The 24,163-nt window shown below is 52.7% G+C and carries 17 protein-coding genes; 10 read left to right on the forward strand and 7 right to left on the reverse strand.

Annotated features, from left to right (window positions below):
* Positions 1–58: 58 nt before the first annotated feature.
* From gldG to lipB, 7 genes are all read right to left on the reverse strand, one after another.
* Complete coding sequence (gene gldG, locus H144_RS0123955) at positions 59–1,714, reverse strand: gliding motility-associated ABC transporter substrate-binding protein GldG (protein ID WP_019944645.1); 1,656 nt, start codon at positions 1,712–1,714, stop codon at positions 59–61.
* A 114-nt stretch (positions 1,715–1,828) separates the two neighbouring features.
* The gene (locus H144_RS0123960) at positions 1,829–2,719 is read right to left on the reverse strand and encodes a 3-keto-disaccharide hydrolase (protein ID WP_019944646.1); all 891 of its coding nucleotides are present in this window, start codon (positions 2,717–2,719) and stop codon (positions 1,829–1,831) included.
* A gap of 83 nt (positions 2,720–2,802) precedes the next feature.
* Positions 2,803–3,174: a GxxExxY protein gene (locus H144_RS0123965; RefSeq protein ID WP_019944647.1), complete on the reverse strand. Its 372-nt coding sequence runs from the start codon at positions 3,172–3,174 to the stop codon at positions 2,803–2,805.
* Positions 3,175–3,229: 55 nt separating this feature from the next.
* Positions 3,230–5,614, reverse strand: coding sequence for a ribonuclease R (gene rnr / locus H144_RS0123970; protein WP_019944648.1), 2,385 nt, complete (start codon positions 5,612–5,614; stop codon positions 3,230–3,232).
* A gap of 35 nt (positions 5,615–5,649) precedes the next feature.
* The gene (locus tag H144_RS0123975; protein WP_019944649.1) at positions 5,650–6,384 is read right to left on the reverse strand and encodes a 3'-5' exonuclease; all 735 of its coding nucleotides are present in this window, start codon (positions 6,382–6,384) and stop codon (positions 5,650–5,652) included.
* 40 nt (positions 6,385–6,424) lie between these two features.
* The gene (locus tag H144_RS0123980; RefSeq protein ID WP_019944650.1) at positions 6,425–6,838 is read right to left on the reverse strand and encodes a hypothetical protein; all 414 of its coding nucleotides are present in this window, start codon (positions 6,836–6,838) and stop codon (positions 6,425–6,427) included.
* A complete protein-coding gene (gene lipB / locus H144_RS0123985; RefSeq protein ID WP_019944651.1) occupies positions 6,838–7,560 on the reverse strand; it encodes a lipoyl(octanoyl) transferase LipB in 723 nt (240 codons plus the stop codon). The genes H144_RS0123980 and lipB overlap by 1 nt, the downstream gene beginning before the upstream one ends.
* 182 nt (positions 7,561–7,742) lie before the next feature.
* On the opposite strand from lipB, the gene H144_RS0123990 reads away from it, so the two are divergent.
* The 10 genes from H144_RS0123990 to H144_RS0124035 all read left to right on the forward strand — a co-directional run bounded on the left by H144_RS0123990 (position 7,743) and on the right by H144_RS0124035 (position 24,160).
* The gene (locus H144_RS0123990; RefSeq protein ID WP_019944652.1) at positions 7,743–7,973 is read left to right on the forward strand and encodes a hypothetical protein; all 231 of its coding nucleotides are present in this window, start codon (positions 7,743–7,745) and stop codon (positions 7,971–7,973) included.
* Positions 7,974–8,290: 317 nt separating this feature from the next.
* Positions 8,291–8,650: a YraN family protein gene (locus H144_RS0123995; protein WP_019944653.1), complete on the forward strand. Its 360-nt coding sequence runs from the start codon at positions 8,291–8,293 to the stop codon at positions 8,648–8,650.
* 81 nt (positions 8,651–8,731) lie between these two features.
* Positions 8,732–9,598 carry a sugar phosphate isomerase/epimerase family protein gene (locus H144_RS0124000; RefSeq protein WP_019944654.1) on the forward strand — a complete coding sequence of 289 codons (867 nt, stop codon included), beginning with the start codon at positions 8,732–8,734 and terminating at the stop codon, positions 9,596–9,598.
* Positions 9,599–9,679: 81 nt separating this feature from the next.
* Positions 9,680–12,589, forward strand: coding sequence for a PVC-type heme-binding CxxCH protein (locus H144_RS0124005; protein ID WP_019944655.1), 2,910 nt, complete (start codon positions 9,680–9,682; stop codon positions 12,587–12,589).
* A 110-nt stretch (positions 12,590–12,699) separates the two neighbouring features.
* Positions 12,700–13,275, forward strand: a complete 576-nt coding sequence (locus H144_RS0124010; protein WP_019944656.1) for an RNA polymerase sigma factor — start codon at positions 12,700–12,702, stop codon at positions 13,273–13,275.
* A gap of 198 nt (positions 13,276–13,473) precedes the next feature.
* Positions 13,474–14,526, forward strand: a complete 1,053-nt coding sequence (locus tag H144_RS0124015; protein ID WP_019944657.1) for a FecR family protein — start codon at positions 13,474–13,476, stop codon at positions 14,524–14,526.
* Between the two features lie 223 nt (positions 14,527–14,749).
* Positions 14,750–18,133 carry a TonB-dependent receptor gene (locus H144_RS0124020; protein WP_019944658.1) on the forward strand — a complete coding sequence of 1,128 codons (3,384 nt, stop codon included), beginning with the start codon at positions 14,750–14,752 and terminating at the stop codon, positions 18,131–18,133.
* 26 nt (positions 18,134–18,159) lie between these two features.
* On the forward strand, positions 18,160–19,728 hold the full coding sequence (locus H144_RS0124025) for a RagB/SusD family nutrient uptake outer membrane protein (RefSeq protein ID WP_019944659.1): 1,569 nt from the start codon (positions 18,160–18,162) through the stop codon (positions 19,726–19,728).
* 197 nt (positions 19,729–19,925) lie between these two features.
* Positions 19,926–22,679: a DUF1553 domain-containing protein gene (locus H144_RS0124030; protein ID WP_019944660.1), complete on the forward strand. Its 2,754-nt coding sequence runs from the start codon at positions 19,926–19,928 to the stop codon at positions 22,677–22,679.
* Positions 22,679–24,160, forward strand: a complete 1,482-nt coding sequence (locus tag H144_RS0124035) for a DUF1501 domain-containing protein (RefSeq protein ID WP_019944661.1) — start codon at positions 22,679–22,681, stop codon at positions 24,158–24,160. Before H144_RS0124030 ends, H144_RS0124035 begins: the two co-directional genes overlap by 1 nt.
* Positions 24,161–24,163 lie beyond the last annotated feature (3 nt).

Below are 24,163 nucleotides of genomic sequence, written 5' to 3' on the forward strand. Positions count from 1 at the left end.
CCGAAAAATCATTTTGTAGGGAACAAAAGTATGAAAAATTACGGAAGCGCCACCGGGGTTACGACGCAAATTTTCGAATGCGGAGATAATACCTGATCGCCCCAAAAACGCCAATTAGTACTACGGGCAGTAAGAGATTTAATGCCTGCCAGAACTTCCGGTTTTCCCTGATCTCTATTTTATCCAAAGCGCGGATCGCGATTTGTTTGCCTCTGGCATTGATCAGTCCGTTGGCGTCCGTCATGTAATCCAATGCGTGCAGCACGAAATCCTTATTTCCGAATGTCTGCTTCGTCACGCGGTCGTAACCGAGCGGTAACGGGGCATTCCTTTTATAATCATAATCATTCACGATCAGGTCGCCGTCGGAGCAGATGATCACCTTACCCCTGTTACCATTGGCCTTAAACTTCGCCGCCCTCGGATCATCGGGCAGAATCCGGTTTTGAAAGAGCGATGTGAATGATCCTTCGAGCAGCACGCCCGCCAGCTTGCTGCCAGAGCGGTACTCTGCGGGATCGGGGTCCTTTCGCGCCTCGTTATAACCCACGAACGCGGGCGCATTCACGAGCTGCGTGTAAGGCGAGGTCATCAGCAGCGGCGTTTTGGCAATGCCGTTTGCTCCGCCGACGGTGTCGATCGAGCTCAGGAAGCGGCTGTAAACGGCATTCAGGTTGCGGGTAATGGTATGTTTTCCAAAGTTGTTGAGGAGCGGGAAGAACCGCCACGGCACAGGACGGATATCGGCATTATCGCCTACATTGCCCACGTTCAGCAGGATTTGGGCGCAATTCAGATCTTTGACCAGATTGGTATTCATTCGGATACCCCATTTGAAAAACAAGTCGCCCAGGTTCAGATCGAGCGGTTGCGCGTAACTGCCGTCGAGGCTCACGCTATCCACACGGGCGCCATCCACGAAGAACAATGCTTTTCCTCCACCTACTACATATTGGTCCAGCTTGTATTTTTCTTGCTCCGAAAACGCGCTGTCCGGTTTCATTACAATCAGTGCATCAAGGCCTTCGTAGGATTCTGGATTGTTCATGTCCAGGAAAACATCATAGCTCTGCTGGATCGTCGCGATGAGGTCGCTCAGGCGTGCGGGGGAAATTTTGGTATGACTAACGACAAACCCGACCTTTTTGCGCTCGGGATTGGCGAGCACGCGAATGGCCGAAGCCAGTTCGAACTCGACGCCCTCGTAAGACTGGTTCAATTGCTCCTCGGGTGAGCTCGCCTTATTGCCTTTTAATAACTGAACCGGCACCGACAGCGTATCAGCCTGCACGATCACGCCGGGGAAAATGATTTTCTCGGTGCGTTTGCCGTCCTCGTTCGCGAAAACGTTGGTCGGGTTCAGTCCGCGGTCGATCAGGCTCATGTATTGTTTCTGACGCTGCTCTTCGCTTGTCGCGTCGGAAGGGTCGGAGTAGTTGACGATCAGGTGGCCGTTGGCGTAGGTTTTAAATTCTTCCAGCGTCTCGCGGGTAGCGCTTTCGAGGCGTTCGAAGCCGGCAGGGAAGTCGCCGGAGAGGTATACATTCACGATGACATCCTTTTCAAGGTTACCCAGGAGTTGTTTGGTCGCATTCGAAATGCTGTAACGTTTATCCTCGCTAAGATCCCACCGGAAAAAGAACGAGGTGGCCAGCCAGTTGACCCCGGCCAGGACAACCACGAGCAGTACGAACCGGGTAATGGTATTTTTCATTCGCGCAAAGGCTGATTTACAAACAGAAAATGGACGATTCAGACGAACCGTCCATTCTTGCAAAAATATAAAAAACCGAAAATCAATCGGGTTTTATTGCCCGGTTGGCCAAGGTTATTTCTTTTTATACGTGCAGGCAGCGTTATCGGCCGCCACGTAATACGACTTGTAGTTCGTCGCTTTCGGGTCCATGCAGCCTTTCAGATTCAGCAGTTCGATATTCCGGAAGTCGATGGGATGGCTTTCGGCTTGCAATGCAATGTAGCCGCTGCCGAGCTTCGTGCCGTCTTTCCTGACCCATTCGGCCTCATTGCCTACTTTGCCGTCCTTGAACGTATGGTTTTTGCCGACATAGCCGCCGCCGATGCGCGGATTGGTGTAAACAAGCACCGTATCGCCGCCGATCATATGGTAAATGATCGAATCGCCCAGCACGATCGCCTCTGCATCTACCCACTGGTCGCCATTGTAAGTTTTGGAAGAGGAATTAATGCAATGCGCTTCGGCCAGTTTGCCGTCGATATCGACGATCGTTCCCGGTGTGCAAAGGTTACCGGTGTTGCGTTCGCCGGCATTCAACCCGCCGAGATACTGCATTTCCAGTGAAATCGGGAAATCCTGGTCGAGTCCGAGGCTCGCCGCCGACTGCGAATGCAGCATAATACCGCTATTCCGCACATTCCACGACGCTCCGCCCGGCACCTGGTTACCCGTAAAGCGGTATTGCAGCCTGATCTTGTAATGCGAGTAAGGTTTGTTGTAATACATATGGCCGTACTCCGTCGTGAACTTGTCGTATTCCTTATAGTTCACCCGGATCATGTTATCCTCTACCAGGAAGGTGTTTTTGTAATTGTCATTCACCTTATGGCCTGCGATCTTGACGTCCCAGCCGGTCAGGTCCTTGCCGTTGAAGAGGGATTGCCATTCTTCTTTGTCTTTCTGCGCTAACGCGGTAAGTGTAATGGATAATGTGATTGATAGGCAGATTAGTTTTCGGATCATCTTGGGCTTTGTTTATTTTGGAGCCACGAAGGCACGAATTTTCACAAAGAGCTTCGTGTCAATTCGTGCCTTCGTGGCATTAATTAAAGAAGAAGCCGCTTGTATTCTAACTTCCCGCGCCCAAAATTCACCAACAGCCCCAGCTTATTTCCTGAAACTTTCAGATAATTCAAAGTCTGGGCAACATGCTCGTCAGTAAGGCAAGAGACGCACTTGACTTCAAGAATAATCTTGTCAAAGACAACGAAGTCCGCGAAAAATTTATGCGGGAGCAAAATCCCTCTGAAAAACACAGGGTACTCTTTTTCACGCTCGTAAAACATGCATTTTTGCCGGAAAAGTATTTCCAATGCATCCTTGTAAACAATTTCAAGAAAGCCATGACCAAGCTCTCTGTGCACCTCGATGCATTTGCCTATAACAGCGTAAGATTCCTCTTTATAAACGATTTCCATCTTGAACAGGATTAATGATCCTGTTTAGACGTAAGAAATTAAAAAAGGTAACGAACTACCGCCTCCGCCGCTTAGGCTTCGCCGAGCTGCCCCCTCCGGTACCTCCGCCCCCGCGCTTCACGCGCCCGGAACCGCGCGGTTCCTTTGGCTTGCGCTCGCGTGGTCGGCGATCACCATCCCGGTTAAAGTCGGGTCGGCTGAATTCGCTGCGGCGGCCGGGTTTGGTGCCGGCCAGGTAGAGGTCCATACTCCGGCGGGCGAGGTTGGTTTCCTTCACTTTCACCTTTACGCCGTCGCCAAATGCATATATTTTCTTCGTGCGCTGCCCGATAATGCGGTAATTTTCCTTGTCCAGCTCATAAAAATCGTCGCCGAGGTCGGTCATGCGGATGAGGCCTTCGGAAGCCGTTTCCGTGATCTCCACGAAAATACCGAACTCCGTCACGCCGGTGATAATACCGTCGAACTCCTTCTCCGGGTCCATCATTCCCATAAACTCGACCTGCTTATATTTGATCGACGCCCTTTCGGCCTCGGAAGCCAGCCTTTCCCGGTCAGACGAATGCTTGGAAGCCAGTTCGTAAGGCTCGCTATCGACATTCTTCCCGCCGTCGAGGTAGTGCTGCAACAGCCTGTGCGCCAGTACGTCGGGGTAGCGGCGGATGGGCGAGGTGAAGTGTGAGTAGCGCCGGAATGCGAGACCGAAGTGGCCGAGGTCGGCAGTGCTGTAACGGGCCTTCGCCATCGTGCGCACCGCGAGCGATTCGATCAGGTTTTGCTCAGGCTTGCCTTCTACTTTTGCCAGCATGGCATTCATGGATTTGGCGATCTTGCTTTCTTCTTCCACTTCCAGTTTCAGGCCCAGTTTGGCCACAAAATTGGCAAATGTCTGCAAGCGATCAGGATCAGGTGCCTCGTGGATACGGTACACCATCGTGTTTTTGTCCTCGCCTTTTGACAGCGAATAAACATATTCGGCCACGCGCTTGTTGGCGAGCAGCATAAATTCCTCGATCAGCTTGTTTGAATCGTGGCGTTCCTTCGTGTAAATCCCCAACGGCTTTCCTTCCGCGTCGAGCCGGAAGCGCACTTCCGGCGTTTCGAAGTTGATAGCACCTTTTTTGAAGCGTTCTTTCCTGAAAATCTTCGCAAGCTTGTTCAGCGTGTCCAGTTCTCTCGGGAAATCGCCTTCGCCGGTATCGAGTACCGCCTGGGCTTCTTCGTAGCTAAATCGGCGATCGGAGTGGATGACCGTTCTGCCAAACCATTCTTTCAACAATTTACCTTTGGAAGTAATCTCAAAAATCGCCGAAAACGCCAGCCTGTCCTCATTCGGGCGCAGCGAGCAAAGATTGTTCGACAATTTTTCAGGCAGCATCGGCACGGTCCGGTCTACGAGGTAAACCGATGTCGCGCGGCGGAACGCCTCTTTTTCCAACTCCGTACCAGGCACCACATAATGCGAAACGTCGGCGATATGCACGCCTACTTCCACCACGTCCTCGTCGAGGTACCTTACCGACAATGCGTCGTCAAAGTCCTTGGCATCCACCGGGTCGATGGTGAATGTGAGCACATCGCGGATGTCGCGGCGTTTGGCGATATCTTTTTTGGCAATCTTGTCCGGTATTTTCTGAGCTTCGGCTTCCACTTCCTCGGGGAAATGGTAGGGTAGCCCAAATTCGGCCAGGATCGCGTGCATTTCCACGTCGTTGGTTCCGGCTTTGCCCAGCACGGCTACGATTTGTCCCTCGGCCTGGCTCCTGCGTGTGGGCCATTCGGTCACTTTCACGATCACTTTATCGCCGTGACGTGCCTCGCCTACTTCGTCCGGTTCCAGGAAAATAGGGTCGTATAGCCTTTTACTGTCCGGCTGCACCACCGCGAAACGGGGGTTAATTTCGATGATACCCACGATTTCCGCATTCGAACGCTCCACAATGTCGGTCACGCGCCCTTCGGTACGGTTCCGCCCGGAATCGCCGCGCGATTTGGAACGAATATTCCTCGAAAGCGGCTGTACCTGCACGATATCGCCATCCCAGGCGCCATTCAGGAGTTCGAGATCGACATAAATATCGTCCTCGCGCCCCTCGATCACGACGAATGCGAAACCTTTGTTCACACGCTCTACGCGACCGGTAAGGCCCGTTTGCTTCGTTTTGAGCGGAGCCGCGTGGTATGTACCGTTTTTGTTATAAACCAATCTGCCGTCCTGTTCCAGTTCGTGCAGGATTTCGTTAAAAAGGAGCCGTACTTTTTTGTCGTGCACCCCGAAATGATCGTGAACATCGAACGGGCGAAATGCGTGTTCGGCATTCAGATCGAAAAAAGCGGCGATATCCGCCTTCAGATTATCAATGGAAGAAACGATGTGATGAGGCGCCGAGGCCTCCCGCCTTTCGGGCTGGTGTTTCTTTTTACTATTCTTATCTCTCATGTATTCAATTAATATAAAATGTGCCGCCGCCGCGGTTATTCCACCCGTACGATATTTTGTTCCGGCACCTGGCTCATGCAATGCAGCCGCAAATACAATTGCGCCAGCACGACCACGTCCTCTCTGCAATATCGGGAAATTTTAGCCAGATCATTTTCCTCGTAGTAAACCTTTGTGACCTGGTCGCCGCTCATTTCGTTTTTGCTTCCGGGAATATCAAAAACGGCAGCCAGCAGGTCGAGAGAGGTGTAGCTTTTGTAATCGCCGAATTTCCAAAGGTCCATCGTGTCCTGGTGGAGAAGTTCCCAGGGTTTCTTACCGGTGATCTGTAATGCTTTGGGGATTTCAATACAGTGGATCAGCATTCGCCGGCAAATGAACGGAAAGTCGAATTCCTTGCCGTTATGGGCGCAGAGGATCAGCTGTTCGGGTGGGTACTTTTCGATCAACGCCTTGAATTGCAGCAGCAACTGAACTTCATCGTCACCGGCGAAGCTACTCACTTTAAACGCAATCTCCTCTTTTTCGTTCCAATAGTATGCGCCGAATGCAATGCAGATGATCTTGCCGAACTCCGCGTAGATCGCGCCACGGTCGTAAAAGTAGTCGGCATTGGCGATGGTATCGTCGCCTTTTTTAAGGGTAAGCGCCTTTTTGTCCCAGAGCTTTTGCATGCGCTCGGGCAACTGCGTGTAATGCGCGTGCGAACACACGGTCTCGATGTCGAGGAGGAGCAGGTTTTTGGTGCGGCGTTTAAAATCTTCTGTCATAGTGTGTAGGTTTGAAAGTGTGTAGTTTAAACGATGGTCTTTATTCGTGCAAAACGCCTTCCAGCCCCGGTGGATCGATCGTCATCATGTTGTCCTCGACGATGCTGTCCGGCACGAAAATGAATTTCTTGTCGTAAATCTGGCTGCCGATAAAGTAGCTGACCCAGAACTCGTTATTGAGGTGAAAAACATCCGGCATAATCGGCTCCACCACCACGTGGCCGCCGGCCGGTATTTCAGGGAAAAAATGCCTTAACGTAGATGTCCGCTGGTCGGTATTCGTGCCCGATTCACTGTTACTGTAACCCTTTGAAGTCACGAAAACGCTCGTTACCGCCTCGTCGTTGCGGTTGATCACCACCACGTTCCATTCTTCGGCATTCAGCTCATTGACACTGCGCACGATCGCGACCTGTATTCCCTTCACGGGATGAAAAACAATATCCTTCTTCATTATCCTACCTGCAATTCCATGCTGAACAACTGCGCCAGATGGTTTTTCAATTTATAAGAAACTTCTTCCAAATCCACTTCCCGGCCCAATTCCGCCGAAAGCGACGTCACCGCCTTGTCGTCTATCCCGCACGGCACGATGTTTCCAAAATACGACAAATCCGTATTCACATTCAATGCAAACCCGTGCATGGTCACCCAGCGACTGGCTTTTACGCCGAGTGCGCAGATCTTGCGCGGATTATTCTGTGCTTCAAAGTCGATCCATACTCCCGTTAATCCACTGATACGGCCCGCTTGCACATTATAATCTGCCAATGTCAGAATAATCGCCTCTTCCAGCGTACGCATGTACACATGGATATCCGTGAAGAAATTATCCAGGTCGAGGATCGGGTACCCGACAATTTGCCCCGGCCCGTGATAGGTAATATCCCCTCCCCGGTTGATTTTGTAATATTTCGCCTGCTTGGCGGCCAGGTCGTCCTCGCTGACGAGCAAATGGTCGGGCTTGCCGCTTTTGCCCAGCGTATATACATGCGGGTGCTGGCAGAAAAGCAGGAAGTTCGGCGTCAATTGCTGATTTTCCGCATCCAGCCCGCGGTTCTGCGTCTTCACCGCGATCGTTTCTGCAAAAATCTTTTCCTGGTACGTCCACGCGTCCTGGTAATCGATCAGGCCCAGGTCCTGGAAATATACTTTTTTATTGATCAGGGCATTCATTTTAAATATTTCAAAAAATTTGGGGGGTGATAAAGTTACCAATTTCAAGATGTGACGTCTAAATGTTCAGACCGGAGGCCCCGGCTAATGAAACATATTGTACACACATGTCCCGGTTTCACAACGCTAATTTATTAGCTAAATGTTCGTTAAATTTGTTAGTACAACTAAATTAGGTGGTTATGAAGATTTTACTGGATGTGAAGACTGAAAAAGCGGAGCTCTTGATGAAGATGCTTCGAAAACTTCCTTACGTCAAATTCAAGCCACTTTTGCCGATCCATTTCAAAATTTTGGACGAGGCAATCGAGATTGTTGACGAAATCGAGCTAATCGAACAGGGAAAATTGGAAACCAGGGAAGCAAAAGAGTTCCTGGATGAATTACTCTGTCAGAACGACGCAAAAGTTTGAAATTGAGCTCAAACGACTCTCAAAGAAGCATATCTCTTTGCCAAACGAGGTTTTGAAGTTGATACTCTTTCTTGAATCGAACCCTACGCATGGCACTCCCTTGGGTTTGGGCTGTTACAAGATAAGGCTTGCAATTAAATCCAAAGGGAAAGGCAAGTCGGGTGGAGCGCGTGTCATCACATATGTTCACGTTACAAATAAATCGGTGCAGCTTTTGTCAATCTATGATAAAAGCGATCGATTAAAATGACCAAGCTGAGAGAACTTGTTTCAAAGCTTGATCAGGGTTAGCATTCACACGTTAGTACACACACATCATGGCAGCACATAACGACCTCGGCCATTGGGGCGAAGCCTCCGCGGCATCCTTTCTTTTGGAAAAAGGCTTCAAAATCATTGCGAAAAATTACCGTAACTGGCAGTCGGAGATCGATCTGATCGTCGCCAAAGATGATATGCTCGTTTTTGTCGAAGTAAAAACGCGCAGCGGGACGGCATTCGGCATGCCGGAAGAATTCGTGAATGCAACCAAGGCAAAACTGGTCATGCGGGCGGCAGAACAGTACATTTTCGACGTCGATTGGGAAAACGACGTCCGGTTCGATATTGTTTCCGTCCTCATTTTGCCTGACGGCAGTACCGAAATCCGTCATATCGAAGACGCATTCAGCCGGTAACGTTACCCGCGGCGATAAGTAGAAAGGAAATGCCCGCAGATTTTGAAGATGTTTTGTAAGTATTTCAAAATCTGTCAGTCCATGAAAGAAACGCAGCTGCTCAACCGCCGGGAAATGATCAAAAGCAGTGCATTGCTGCTGGCATCTGCTGCCTGGAACGCCGATAATTCCCATGCACCCCGGTTTCAGATTGGCGCCTGCGACTGGTCGGTGGGCCGGCAGCTGAGCCCCGAGGCATTTGAGCGGGCGAAGCAAATCGGCCTGCATGGCATTCAGGTGAGCTATAATACCGGCAAGGACGAAAAGGGTCTCTCGGACCCGGCCACATTGCAGGGCATCCACGATGCCGCGGCGCGTACGGGCGTGAAGGTGTCAAGCCTGGCGATCGGCGAGCTCAACCGCGTACCTTATAAATCCCAGCCGAAAACGGAAGAATGGGTCTGGAACAGCGTCGACGCAGCGAAAGCGCTGGGCGTGAAAGTGATTTTGCTGGCATTCTTTTCAGACGGGGACTTGCGGAATGACGATGCCGGTAAAAAAGTGGTAATAAGCCGTCTGGAAAAGGTGGCGCCGCATGCCGAGAAGCAAGGCATTACTTTGGGTATCGAGTCATGGCTGAGCGCGCAGGAGCATTTGGACATCATCAATGCAGTCGGTTCCAGGGCGGTGAAAGTCTATTACGATTTCCGCAATTCCACCGACGCCGGTCATGATATTTTCAAGGAAATACCCATGCTCGGCAAAGATATGATCTGCGAAATCCACATGAAAGAGAATGGCCAGCGTCTCGGAGAAGGCCCGCTCGACTGGCCGCGGGTAGCCAGGGCGGTCAAGGACATCGGCTACGAAGGCTGGATGCAGATCGAAGGTGCAACCCCGCAAGGCGCCGAAATCATCCCAGCCTATCAGCATAACCTCAATTACCTGAAAGGACTATTTCTAACCTAGATATAAGAAGGAAAAAAGGGAGGAAGGAGGAAAGGGACGAAGAAAGATTCCCTCCTCCCTTTTTTCCTTCAAAAATTGACCATGAACATAACCAATACATTACCGCTCCGCAGAACCGGTATTTTGGCCGGAAGCGTGCTATTGGCTGCCGCTTTCAGCATGATTTCCATTCAAAATGGCCCGGAGATGCCGAAACAGTCTTCCGTACCAATGGCAATGGCCGACGATTCCTCGCGCCTGTATGTGCCCGACGACCTCGAAGCCACCTTATGGGCCGAAGCGCCGATGTTTTTTAACCCGACCAATATGGATATCGACGCCAATGGCCGGGTGTGGATTACGGAAGCCGTCAACTATCGCGATTTCAATACCAAACCCGCCGAGCGCCTCAGCCACAAGCAGAAAGGCGACCGTGTAATGATCCTCGAAGACCGGGACGGCGACGGCAAAGCGGAATCTTCCAAAGTATATGTGGAGGATTCGCTGCTGACCGCGCCACTCGGTATTGCCGTGATCGGTAACAAAACCATCGTTTCATGTGCGCCTAAACTGCTCATTTACACCGATACAAATGGCGATGATAAGCCGGACAAACGGGAGGTTTTCCTCACCGGCTTCGGCGGCTTCGATCACGACCATTCATTGCATTCGCTCATCGTGGGGCCGGATGGCAAGTATTATTTTAATACGGGCAATGCCGGTCCGCACAAGGTTACCGATAAAAGCGGCTGGACATTGCGGAGCGGCAGCCTATACACCGGCGGCACGCCTTATAACAAAACCAACGAAGGCAATCAGAAGTCGGACGACGGCCGCATTTGGGTCGGCGGCCTCGCATTGCGCATTAACCCCGACGGCACGGGCCTGAAAGTGCTCGGTCACAATTTCCGCAACAGCTACGAAGTATGCCTCGACAGCTACGGCAATATGTGGCAGAACGACAACGACGACCAGGTGATCACCTGCCGCGTGTCTTTTTTGCAGGAAAATGGCAATGCAGGCTATTTCTCGGCTGACGGTACCCGTTACTGGCAAGCCGACCGTCGCCCCGGCCAGGACATTTTCAGCACGCATTGGCACCAGGAAGACCCGGGCGTGATGCCGGCAGGAGACAATTCGGGCGCAGGTTCGCCCACAGGCATCGTGTTTTATGAGGGAGATGAATTGGGTAAAAACTATCGGGGTACATTGCTCAGCTGCGAAGCGGGCCGCAATGTGCTGTTTGCCTACCAGCCCAAACCGCTGGGCGCCGGTTTCGTGTTGAACCGCCGTGACCTGATCAGCTCATTTCCAAAGGTTTCGGAGCGTTACGAATGGTACGAAACCGATCAGGATTACCGCAAATGGTTCCGGCCGTCGGATGTGGCAGTGGGCCCGGATGGAGCCATTTACATTGCCGACTGGTACGATCCGGTCGTTGGCGGGCATGCGATGAAGGACAAAAAGGGCTACGGCCGCATTTACCGCATTACGCCGAAAGGCAAAAAACTGACGACCCCGCAGCTGGATTTTACGACGACGGCCGGGCTGATCAATGCCTTGAAGAACCCCGCTATTAATGTCCGTGCTTTGGGTTTTGAAGGGTTGAGGGCAAAAGGGCCAGCGGTTATACCGGATGTTAAACAATTACTGACGGTTGAAAATCCATATCACCAGGCGAGGGCGATCTGGCTGCTGGCGCAGCTGGGCGAGCAGGGTAATGCCGAGGTGGTCAAACTGCTTTCTTCGGGCAATGCCACCCACCGGTTGGCGGCATTCCGTGCATTGAAATCGACGGGTAACGCAAATGCATATTTGGCGCAAATGTCGAAGGATCCGGATGCCGCAGTAAGAAGGGAAGTAGGCATCGCATTGCGAGATGTACCTTATGATCAGGCATTTGTGAGTATTTCAAATCTGATCAGAAACTATGACGGTAGGGACCCGTGGATGCTGGAAGCGATCGGGACGGCGTCGGACGGGAAGGAGGAAAAGGTGTACGCCTATGTGCGGGAAGCATTCAAGGGCGATCCGGCGAACTGGAAGCCGCAGCGCGCGGGCCTGGCCTGGCGCCTGCATCCCGTAAGCGCGGTGGAAGAGTTGAAAATCAGGGCTGGATCTGCGAGGGTTTCGGAGCCGGAGCGGCGTAAAGCACTGACGGCCATCGGTTTTATCAAAGACAAAAAGGCGGCTGGGGCGATGATCGCATTATCGAAATCGACCTTGCCGGATGTTTCTTCGAATGCCTCCTACTGGATCAATTTCCGCAAAAGCAACGACTGGGCCGACCTTATGAACTGGGAAGAAGCCACGGCGCAGGTGATGACGCCCGCGTACAAGCGCATGCTCGATCTCAAAAAGACCGTAGCCGATAAAACGCAGCCCGTGTCGCAGCGCATTGAAACAGCGAAACAAATGGCTTCCGACGCGAATGGCGGCAATATTCTCGTGGACATGCGCGTGCAAGGCCAGCTGCCGGATACGATTGCGAAGTCGGTCAGTGATATTATTTTCAAAAACCCCGACCAGAATGTCCGCGTCGTCGCCAGCCAGTTTTTCCCGAGAAACGGCAAGGTGTTGAAAACCGATTTCATTTCGAGAATGAATGCCGATCCGGCGCACGGAAAACAGATTTTTGCCAACACTTGCGCCGCTTGCCATAAACACGGACAGTCCGGTGCCGAGATAGGCCCTGATTTGACAACTATTCATAAGAAGTTCGATAAGGCGGCATTGCTGGACGCGATCGTGAATCCCTCGGCGAGCATGGTTTTCGGCTATGAAAGCTACACGATCGTCTCCAAAAAGGGCGACACTTATTTCGGGTTCTTGCTGAGCGACGGCGCGAATGTGGTCTTGAAAGACGCTGCCGGCCAGCAGCACACGATCAAAGCAGTGGAGATTAAAAGCCGCGAAAAAATGCCGTCATCGCTCATGCCGGAACCCACCGCACTGGGCCTGAACGAGCAGGATCTGGCCGATTTGACAGGTTACTTGCTAAATTTCAAGTAGAAGTACAATGCCGGATTTGGAAAGTGATAGCGTTGTTTTCTGGATAATAAAAACAATTAATATAACTTTGTCGCAATCCTATTCCCGAAATCAACGAAACCCAAGCTGTAATGGTGGATAACGACAAAGCCGGCCACCTGCTTCTCGCATTGCAAAATGGGGATGCGGAAGCATTTACGGCGATTTACAAGGCGTATTGGTACGACATGTTTCTCGTGGCATACCGCAAGCTCCGTAACAAGGAGGCGGCCGAAGAGATCGTGCAGGACATCTTCCTGCGGCTATGGCGGGAGCGGGATTCGCTGCGGGTGCAAAATTTGAATTACTACCTTTTCGCTGCGGTTCGCTACGAGGTCATCGATCACATCCGCACCCAGGGCCCGACGGTCGAATACCTCGATTACTACGAACTTTCCAACGGCATTCAGGATGCGGGCACGGAAAACCAGCTCGCGCTGGACGATTTGCTGCGCGTCATCGACGAATGCCTGCATATCCTGCCCGAAAAAACGCGGGAAATTTTCCGCCTGCATAAGCTGGAATACTGGCCCATCGCCCGAATCGCCGCGCGTTTCGGCCTGTCGGAAAAGGCCGTCGAATACCACCTCACCAAGTCCGTTCGCCTCGTCCGTACACATTTAAAAGAGGTAATGGTGCTGCTGCTAGCCACCTCCGGCCTGCTATAAGCCCGCTAACCGCCTACACTTCCTCCATCCTCCTTCTACTCCCTCTCCCCCAATTATCTTTTTCAAAGAACTTTCTCTTCTGCAACCTTTTAAAATAGTATTATTCAAATATTTTCTAAATCTATTTAGGGAGTATGAGCATTTTTTCGGCTTGTATTCAGATAGCCGGCATTTATCCTGATCAGCCATTACACATCAATGAACAATAAGGAATGGCAGGCCCTGCTCCTGAAATACCGGGAGGGGAACTGCACCAAAGAGGAAATATTGAAAATCCATTTGTGGTACGAAAACCTCAGTCCAGATGGGCTTGCTACGCTCGGCGAGCAGGAAAAGCGCGATATGGAGCACCGGATGCTGGGCCGACTGGCAGCGGAGACTTCGGAAGCGGTTTACACCGAGCCGATGGTGATTCGTCCCTGGTGGAGTAGGGCGTCGGTTTACCTATCGGCGGCGGCGGCTGTGCTGCTGGTCGTCAGTTTCTGGGTATTCTTCGGAAACCGGGGCGGCAGGCGTGGTGTGATGCGGGAAAAAATGTTTGTAGAAGCGCCAAACGGCCGTCTGATCACCGAAGAAAACAATACCAATATGCCTAAGCGGCTGACATTGAGCGACCGAAGTACGGTAATCCTCGAACCGGGTGCGCGCATTGTTTTTCCTGCGGCATTTACAGGCGATAAGCGTACCGTGCAGCTAACGGGTAATGCGTTTTTTGAAATAACCCGTAACCCCGACCAGCCTTTCCTCGTTTACAGCGGCAAAATCATCACCCGCGTGCTCGGGACGAGTTTCCGGATCAAAACCAATGCGAGGGATAAGGCGCTGGAAGTGGAGGTCGTGACGGGCAAGGTTTCCGTTTTTGAAAACCGCGAAGCATTCAGCGAAAGTGATTCTATTGATAATCAGGATAATGGTGTGGTGCTGACGCCGAACCAGCGGGTAACCTATTTCTCCGAAAGCCGCCATTTGATGACCGGCCTGGTACCGGAGCCGGTGAAAGCGACGCCTGCGACCGTGGAGGCAAAACTGGTTTTCAACGATGAAAAACTCGCAAAAATCGCACAGGCATTGCAGGAAACATACGGCATCGAAATCGTATTCGCGAACGACCGCATTGCGCAGTGCACATTCACCGGCGACCTCAGCGACATGCAGCTTTACGATAAGCTGGCGCTCGTTTGCAAATCCAACGGCGCCGATTACGAAGTGAAAGGAACACGCATCCTGATCAACGGACACGGCTGCGACTGATTTTTTGACACCCTAAACCCTTAACTATGGCGCTATAAACTACCTCACCGGCCCAAAAACAAAGAAACCGATAGTGTACCACCACTACCGGCTTCGAGAAAGCCTGCTCGCATGATCCTGGACAGACGGCAAGCAGGCGGATGTCCTGTTTTTCACAAATAGAACCTTCAAAAATATGCAAAAAACCCAACAGTTAAAATGGTGTGCATCACTGTGCATGGTCATGAAAATAACATTTGCCCAAATCCTTTTTGCAGTGGTCTTCACGACGCTCACCCACGCCGCGAGCGAGGGCAGGGCGCAGGAGATCATGGAGAGAATGGTGACGATCCATGCACAGAATGCGGAGCTGCGAAATGTCCTGCGCGATATCGAAGAGCAGGCCGACGTGAAGTTTGCGTACAGCCAGAAAAACATCCGTGCCGAACGTACGGTGGACGTACATATCAACCGGCAGAAGCTTTCCGCAGCATTGAGCTCACTGCTCGACCCGCTGCACATTGCCTATGAACTAACGGCAGGCCGAATTTTGCTAACGGCGGAAACGGGCGCTGTTACCGAACCACAGCAAATGGAGCCCGCCGAAGCACCAACCGCCCCGGCATTGGCGCTCATCAAAGGGAAGGTAATCGATGAAAACAATGCGGGCCTGCCCGGCGTGAGCGTGATCGTAAAAGGCACGCAAAAAGGCACGACGACGGATCAGGACGGGGCATTCGCGCTGGATGTGCCCGAGCAGGCCAGCGCCGTGCTGGTATTCAGTTTTGTGGGTTACAAACCGCAGGAAATAGCTGTGGGAAGCCAGACCAACATTTCGGTTACCATGCAGCCGGATAACCAATCGCTCGAAGAAGTGGTGGTGGTTGGTTATGGATCGGTTAGGAAGAGCGATTTAACGGGCTCCGTAGCGAGCATTAAAGGCGATGCGATCCGCGAAATGCCGGTCACTTCGGTGGACCAGGCGATCCAGTCGCGGGCGCCGGGCGTACAGGTAACGCAGACGTCGGGTGCGCCGGGCGGTGGCATTTCCATCCGCGTGCGCGGTGCCAACTCTATCAACAGCGGCAGCGAGCCGTTGTACGTCATCGACGGCTTCCCGATTTATCCCGACAATGGCGCGCTGGGTACCAGCGGCAACCGCCAGCCGACCAATGCGATGGCGACCATTAACCCGAACGAAATCGAATCCATTGAAATTCTGAAAGATGCCTCCGCGACCTCCATTTACGGTTCCCGCGGCGCGAACGGGGTGATCCTCATTACGACCAAACGCGGCAAAGAAGGCCAGAGCCGCGTCGATTACGACGGTTCCTACTCGTTCCAAACCATTGCGAAGCAAGTGGATGTGCTCAACGGCGCCGACTATGCCCGATACATTAACATGCTGGAACGCAGCCAGGGTGGTAATCCGCGGTATTCCGACGCGCAGATCTCGCAAATCGGCAAGGGTACCGATTGGTGGGACGTGATCTCGCGTACAGGCGCGCTATCCAACCATCAGCTGTCGTTTACAGGTGGTAATAAAGGAATGCGGTATGCTTTCGTGGGGAACTATCTGGATAACAAGGGTATAATTAAAAATACGGATTTCAACCGCTACGGTTTCCGGATGAACCTGGACAACGATTTCCTGAAAGGCAAGGCGACGCTGACCAACAGCTGGTCTTTCAACCGGTCGAGCAGCAGCAATGTGCCTACCGACCGCGGCGGGCCGGGCGGGATCGTGATCTCGGCATTGGGCCTCGACCCTACCGGGCCGGTTTACGACCAGAATGGCGCTTATCAATACGCGAGTTACGACCAGCGCTTCCTGACCAACCCGCTCGCGGAGGCGACCGAAGGCTATGACCGGGATTATACCAACCGTCTTTTCGGTACTTCGGCATTGACTGTCAATATCTTGCAAGGATTAAAATTCCGCACCAGCCTCGGCCTCGACATCGTGAATGCGCGCCGCACTACTTTTTATAACAACTACACCTACATCGGCCGCCAGAATGGCCGGGAGTTGCAGAAAGCGAATCGAAATTCAAACAACGTCCTGAATGAGAATATTTTAACTTACAATAAGGAAATTGCCAAAGGGCATTATCTCGACGTTACGCTCGGCTACACCTATCAGAAAGAAATCAATTATTTCGAGGCGACGACGACCCGCGGGCTGCCTTCCGACGATGTGGATGCCGTGAATATGCAAAACGGCAGCCGGCCATTGGTGCCTACTTCGGGCCGTGTGGAATGGGAGCTGATGTCGATGCTGGGGCGGATCAATTACAATTTGAAAGACCGCTACCTGCTCACGGTGACGCTTCGCCGCGACGGTTCTTCGAAATTCGGTCCTAACAACAAATGGGCGACATTCCCGTCCGCGGCGGTGGGCTGGCGCGTGGTGAATGAGGAATTTTTCAAAAATTCGGCGCTGGGCAATGTGTTCGACGACTTCAAGATCCGCGCGAGCTACGGACTTACCGGTAATTCGCAAATCCCGGTCTACCGTTCGGTAGCTGGTCTGGTACCTTACAACTATGTTTTCGGAGCCACGCCTTCACTGGTTTCGGGTTATGCGCCCAACCGCATCCCGAACTCCGATCTGAAATGGGAGAGCACTTCGATGCTCAATGTCGGGCTGGATTTTGCCTTGATCAACAGCCGCCTGAACCTGACGATCGACGCATTCCAGAACAAAACGACCGACCTGCTGCTGGACGTTTCGATCCCGCAAAGCACCGGTTTCAGCACGATTATGCTCAATTCCGGCTCGCTGAGCAATAAGGGGCTAGAATTCTCGGCGAATTATAAGTTGATCAGTAACAATACATTGACCTGGGATGTCAGCGGTAATGTGTCTATTCTGCGTAATAAAATCCTCGACCTCGGCATGAGTACGCCGTTTTTCTCAGAGACCACGAGCGGCCACCTCGGCGTGCTTGGCAGCTGGGTGCAGGCCGGGAATGCGATCGGCGTGTGGAGTGGATATAAATACGTGGGGCTGTTTCAATCCGATGAAGAAGGCAAAAGCTACTCAGCGAAGGCTGGTTATCCCAAATATGAGGACGTGAACGGCGACGGCAAATACACGACCGACGATTTCAAGATCATCGGCGATCCGAACCCGAAACTCACCTGGGGCTTCAATACCAGCCTGAAATACAAGGGGTTCGACCTTTCGGTATTCTTCCGCGGCGTGCACGGCAACAAAATCCGCAACCTGCAACAGTCTGAAATGGGTGACGGCGTGCAGAAGATCAACCAGATCGCCAATATCCTGACCGATTCGTGGACGCCGGAGAACACCAGCGCTTCCCGCCCGGTAATTGATGGCCGCCGCGACTTCATTTCTTTCCGCCGGTCGTCATTCTTCATCCAGGATGGTTCGTTCGTGCGCTTGCAGAACCTTTCGCTCGGGTATACACTCCCGGTCAAGAGCGCCTACATCCGTAATGCGCGCGTGTACGTGAGCGGGCAAAACCTCTTCCTCATCACCAAGTACAAAGGTTTCGATCCCGAAGTGAACAACCGGGGCCAGAACAACCTGAACCGCGGCGACGATTACGATGCTTATCCGCGGGCCCGCATGTTCACATTGGGCGTGAATCTTGGTATTTAATATTTCAAATTGAAAATCAGTTTGTTATGAAAAAATCTTTTTTATATAAAATCAGATTGACGGGTCTTTCTGCATGGATGCTGGCAGTAGCAGGCTGCTCGGATTTGAAGGAAAAGCCCGATTTTATCAATCCCGATACCTTCTATAAATCGGCGGCGGAGCTGACGCTGGGTGTAAATGCCGTGTACGACGATCTTAATTCGCAATACTCCGGCTACTTCTATGATCGTTATGTATTTGAATGTCTGATAGGTTACCAGGTGGGATGGGAGAAAGGGCCGCTGCAATACAACCTGGGCAATGTGAACCCGGCCGACGAATACATCGAGGCTTACTGGGGAATCTGCTACCGCTCGATCAACCGGGCGAATGCGATCATTGAAACCGCCGATGCGATGAAAGATCCGGGCAACGAGGCGCTGATCCAGCGGGTGAAAGGCGAGGCGCTGTTTTTGCGCGCATTCTACTATTACAGCCTGCTGAGCTACTTCGATAATGTGCCGCTGACGACGAAATCGACGCAGAACATTTCCGAACTGCCGTCGAACAGCGGCGGAAAGGCGGCCGTGATCGACCAGATTTATGCCGATACCAAGGCTGCCGCAGAACTGCTGCCGGCCAGCTACACCGGTGCGGACCTTGGCCGGGCGACGAAATGGGCCGCGAAATCGATTTTGATGAAAACCCAGCTGTGGGATGAGAAATGGGCGGAGGCGAAGGCGACGGGCGAGGACATTATCAACAATAGCGGCCTGACATTGTTTGCCGATTTTTCCCACAATTTTGACCTCAGCCATGAAAATCAGGGCGAACGGATTTTCGAAGCGCAGGTTTCGGCTACCGCGAACCCGAACGAATTCAATGTGCATTCGATGCACTTCAACCCGGAGGATTTTCCAAGCGAGCTGGGCGGATCGGGATGGAGCTGGATAAGTGCCACCCAGGAATTCCGTGCAAGCTATGATCCCAAGGACAAGCGCATTGCAGGAACGTTCATTGAGAGTTATCCAACGGGCCGTTTCGGCAAAATCAACGGGGCTTACCCGATCGTGCATTGGAGCGAAAAGGCCGATTATAATCTCTCCCGTTTTGGCGGCGTGGTCAAATCGGACGCGAACCCGAACGATCCGGCACAAATGATTTTCGGGAAAGCATGGGCTGCGAAAATCGTCGAACTGGACAAAAGCAATGCGGCGACGGAGAAAAACACAATTTATATCCGCCTGGCCGATATTCTGCTCGGGCACGCGGAGGCCTGCAACGAAAGCGGCCAGGGTGACGCTTACGCGTCGATCAACAAGGTACGGGCCCGCGCCGGCCTGACACCGCTGAAAGGACTCACGCAGGCGACCCTCCGCGACGCCATCATTCATGAACGCATGCAGGAGTTTGTATTCGAGCAGGTAATGTACCCCGAGCTGCGCCGGAAAAGCAAGCTGGGCGGGCCTGTGGATTACCTCGGAAAGGAAATCAGGCATTTTGCCGAGAAATACAGCCTCGACCGCGCACCCAAAGCCCGGGATTATGTGCTGCCGCTGCCGCAGAAAGAGCTGATGGGTAACCCGAATGTCCGCCAGAACCAGATTTGGGAATAGCCGCCGCGGAGCAATCGAATAAGTAACATGGCGCTTGCGGCGTCGAATTGGGTATTTTTCACTAAATTGATTCTTTTAGCCAGAGTAACAGCAGGATAACTGCCGCCGGCTTTTGATTCAATGGGAAAGTTCAGCGACGCCGCAGCGCTGTATATTGAGAAGGTAAATAGCAAATTCATTTATATCTGATTGAAGTAATGCAGACCAGATTTTTGATCGGTTTAGTGGTGGTGGCGGTGCCGGTAATGTATTTTTCCTGGAATGGCCTGCCGTGGGACAAGAAGGTGGATTACAATGCCGATGTAAAACCGATCCTCAACAAACATTGTATGGGCTGCCACGGCGGGGTCAAGAAGGCCGGCGACGTGAGCTTCCTGTTCGAGCACGAAATGCTGGAACCCGGCAAATCGGGCAAGATTCCCGTAGTACGCGGCGACGCCGATGCAAGCGAAATGATCCGCCGCATCCTGTCCGACGATCCCGACGAGAAGATGCCGAAAAACGGTACTCCGCTGAACGACAAGGAGATCGGTATTCTCAAACAATGGATTAATGAAGGTGCGAAATGGGAAACGCATTGGGCTTACAAAAAGGTCGAGAAGCCGGATGTGCCTTCGCTCAACAGTTTCAGTAACCTTTTCGGTCTGCTCAATACAGGTGATAAGGGCTGGGCTAAAAATGAAATCGACCATTTCGTCGCAAAAAAACTCGAAGAAGAAGGACTGAAAACCTCGCCCGAAGCCGACCGCGCGACTTTATTGCGCCGGGTTAGCCTCGACATTACCGGCCTGCCGCCGACCGAAAAGGAAGTGCAGGATTTTGTAAACGACCAATCACCGGATGCGTACGAAAAGGTCGTGGATAAGCTGCTGAAATCGCCCGCATACGGCGAAAGATGGACGTCGATGTGGATGGACCTCGCCCGCTACGCCGATACCAAAGGCTACGAGAGCGACGGCGGTCGTACCATGTGGCGCTACCGCGATTATGTCGTCAAATCTTTCAATGACGACAAGCCTTTCGACCGCTTTACCATTGAACAGCTGGCCGGTGATCTGCTGCCGGAAAAGCGAAATGGTTTCCCCAAAGAGGAAAACGTCATAGCCACTGGTTTTCACCGGAATACAATGACCAACAACGAGGGCGGTACCGACGACGAAGAGTTTCGTACAGCCGCATTGATCGACCGCGTGAATACGACCTGGGAGGTTTGGCAGGGCACTACTTTTGCCTGCATCCAATGCCATAGCCACCCTTACGATCCCATTCCGCACGATGATTATTACAAGTATGCCGCATTCTTCAACAACTCCCGCGACGAAGATGTGTGGGACGAATGGCCGAAGCTAAGGTTCTATAAAGGCGAGGATTCCGCCCGTTTCGAGCGTGTAAAGCAGTGGGTGCAAAAGTATGATCCCAAAGAGTTTGAGGCGAAAACGCAGTTCATGAAAGTGGTGGAGCCGAAGATCAATGCGCACAACTTCGTGAAAGGCGACCAGTCTACCGTGCTCGTGATTTCCTATTATGGCGTGAAAGATAAGGGTAATGCCCGCATTCCGCAGGTAAACCTCACGGGTGCCGATAATGTGGTAATGAACATCGGTACCAAAGCCGAAAATGCCGTTTTGACCCTGCACCTGGATAAACTCGACGGGCCTGTGCTTTCAACGATCAAAGTCCCGACGCGCGACACGGTGCTCATTGCGCCGATCACCAAAACCACGGGCAAACACGACATTTACCTCTCATTAACCAGCCCGAAAGCGCCGGAAGAATGGGTACGTATTACATGGGCGGCGTTCCAATCGGCATTGCCGGGAGCGATGGAGGCCGGTTATCCGCAAATTGTGGCCGATTACGCAACCGTACTGACCCGTCCGACAGAAAGTATGCCGGTGTTGTGGGAAGGAAAGGGTGATTTTGCCCGAAAAACCAATGTATTCGTCCGCGGAAACTGGATGGTGAAAGGACCCGAGGTAAAACCTGACGTGCCTAAACTGCTTGCGCCGCTGCCATCGGGATCGTCCCGCGACAGGCTCGGCCTGGCCAAATGGATCGTAAGCCGCGACAATGCATTGACCGGCCGCGTGATCGTGAACCGCTTCTGGGAGCAGCTTTTCGGCAGGGGAATCGTGGAAACGGTGGAAGATTTCGGCTCCCAGGGCGCGGAACCTTCGCATCCCGAATTGCTCGACTGGCTGGCGGTGTCGTTCATGGACGACTACCAATGGAGTGTAAAAAAACTGCTCAAAACGATTGTGATGTCGGCCACGTACCGGCAGGATTCGCGCTCGGACAATACGCGTAAAGAGAAAGACCCGTTCAATGTATGGCTTTCGCGCGGGCCTCGCGTGCGCCTGAGCGCCGAGCAGGTACGCGACCAGGCGCTGGCATGCAGTGGCCTCATTTCCAACAAAATGTACGGCCCGAGCGTGATGCCGCCGCAGCCCGACAAGATCTGGCAGTCGCCGTATAGCGGCGAGAGCTGGGTGGTAAGCGCCGGGGAGGACAAGTACCGCCGGGGCGTGTATACATATTGGAAACGGACGGCACCATACCCGTCGATGACGACATTCGACGCGCCGAGCCGGGAGTTTTGCCAGTCGCGAAGGATCATTACCAACACGCCTTTGCAGGCATTGGTCACGCTGAACGACCCGGTATACCTTGAAGCCGCCGAGAAGCTGGCCTCCAAAATGAAAACACGGGGCAAAACGCCCGAGCAGCAATTGAAAGAGGGGTATCGGCTACTTACATTCAAGCCGATCGAACAAAAAAGCCTGAACGTGCTGATGAAAATTTACCAGGATGCACTGAAAGAATACCGGCAAAAACCGTCGGAAGTGGATAGCATTCTGGTGTATGGAAAAGATAAATCGCCGGAACTGGCGGCGCTCACCGTATCGGCGAACGTGTTATTAAATCTTGACAACGTTGTCACGAAGGAATAATGGAGAAATTATTAAGAGAATTACAACACGCCGACGTATTGCGCCAGACGCGCAGGCATTTTCTGCAATCGGCCGGTTTCGGGCTGGGCACATTAGGGCTCGGCTCCTTACTGGGTTCGTGCGGCCCGTCGGCAGCGGGTGACGCTGCGGGCGCCGGCGATCCGCTGGCTTCGGCCGGAATCCCGCAATTTGCCCCGAAAGCGAAAAGGGTCATTTATATCCATATGGCCGGCGCACCTTCGCAGCTCGAACTGTTCGACTACAAGCCTGAGCTCGAAAAATACCACGGCAAGGATTGTCCGGCAGAGTTTTTGGAAGGTAAGAAGTTCGCATTCATCCAGGGCGTGCCCAAAATGCTGGGACCGCAGGGGAAATTTGCGCGATACGGGCAGTCAGGCGCGTGGCTGTCGGATTACCTGCCTCATTTACAGACCGTGGCCGACGAAATCACTTTCTTAAAAGCCATGCACACCGACCAGTTCAACCACGCGCCGGCGCAGCTGCTCCTGCATACGGGTAGTGCGCGCCTGGGACGCCCGAGCCTGGGCGCATGGGCCGTGTACGGACTAGGCTCCGAAAACCGCAATTTGCCGGGTTTCATCGTGCTCGCTTCCGGCGGCCGCCAGCCCGATGCGGGTAAAAGCGTGTACGGCGCGGGCTTCCTGCCTTCGGTGTACCAGGGCGTGCAATGCCGTACGGGCGGCGACCCGGTGCTTTACGTGACCGACCCGAAAGGGATGAACCGCAATATCCGCAAGCAGACGATCGAGGCGATCAATGAAATTAACCGCCAGACCTACGAGGAGGTGCGCGATCCCGAGATACTGACCCGCATCAGCCAGTATGAAATGGCTTTCCGAATGCAAATGTCGGTGCCGGAGGTAATGGATGTTTCGAAGGAACCTCAATTTATTCTCGATATGTATGGAGTAAAACCGGGCGAAGGGAGCTTTGGTATGAACTGTCTGCTGGCAAGAAAACTGGTCGAAAACGATGTGCGGTTCGTGCAGCTGTTCGACTGGGGCTGGGATGGCCACGGTACCAATGCCACCGACAACGTGGAAGGCGGCCTGCGATCCAAATGCGAGATTTCGGACCGACCCATTGCCGCATTGATCAAGGATTTGAAGATGCGCGGGTTGCTGGAAGAGACGCTGGTCGTATTCGGGGCGGAATTCGGCCGGACGCCGATGCAGGAGAACCGAAATGGCGTGGTAATGCCCTACATGGGCCGCGACCATCACCTCGAAGCCTATACGATGTGGATGGCCGGTGGCGGCGTGAAACAAGGCCACAGCCACGGCGAAACCGACGAGCTCGGTTATTATGGGGTAAAAGATCGCGTCCACGTGCACGATTTGCAGGCTACGATCCTGCATTTGATGGGCTTCGACCACGAGAAATTTACCTACCCGTTCCAGGGCCGGAATTTCAGGCTCACGGACACCGAAGGAAAAGTAGTGAAACAAGTTATCGCATAATTC

This window comes from Dyadobacter beijingensis DSM 21582 (genome assembly GCF_000382205.1).
GTDB classification, from domain to species: domain Bacteria; phylum Bacteroidota; class Bacteroidia; order Cytophagales; family Spirosomataceae; genus Dyadobacter; species Dyadobacter beijingensis.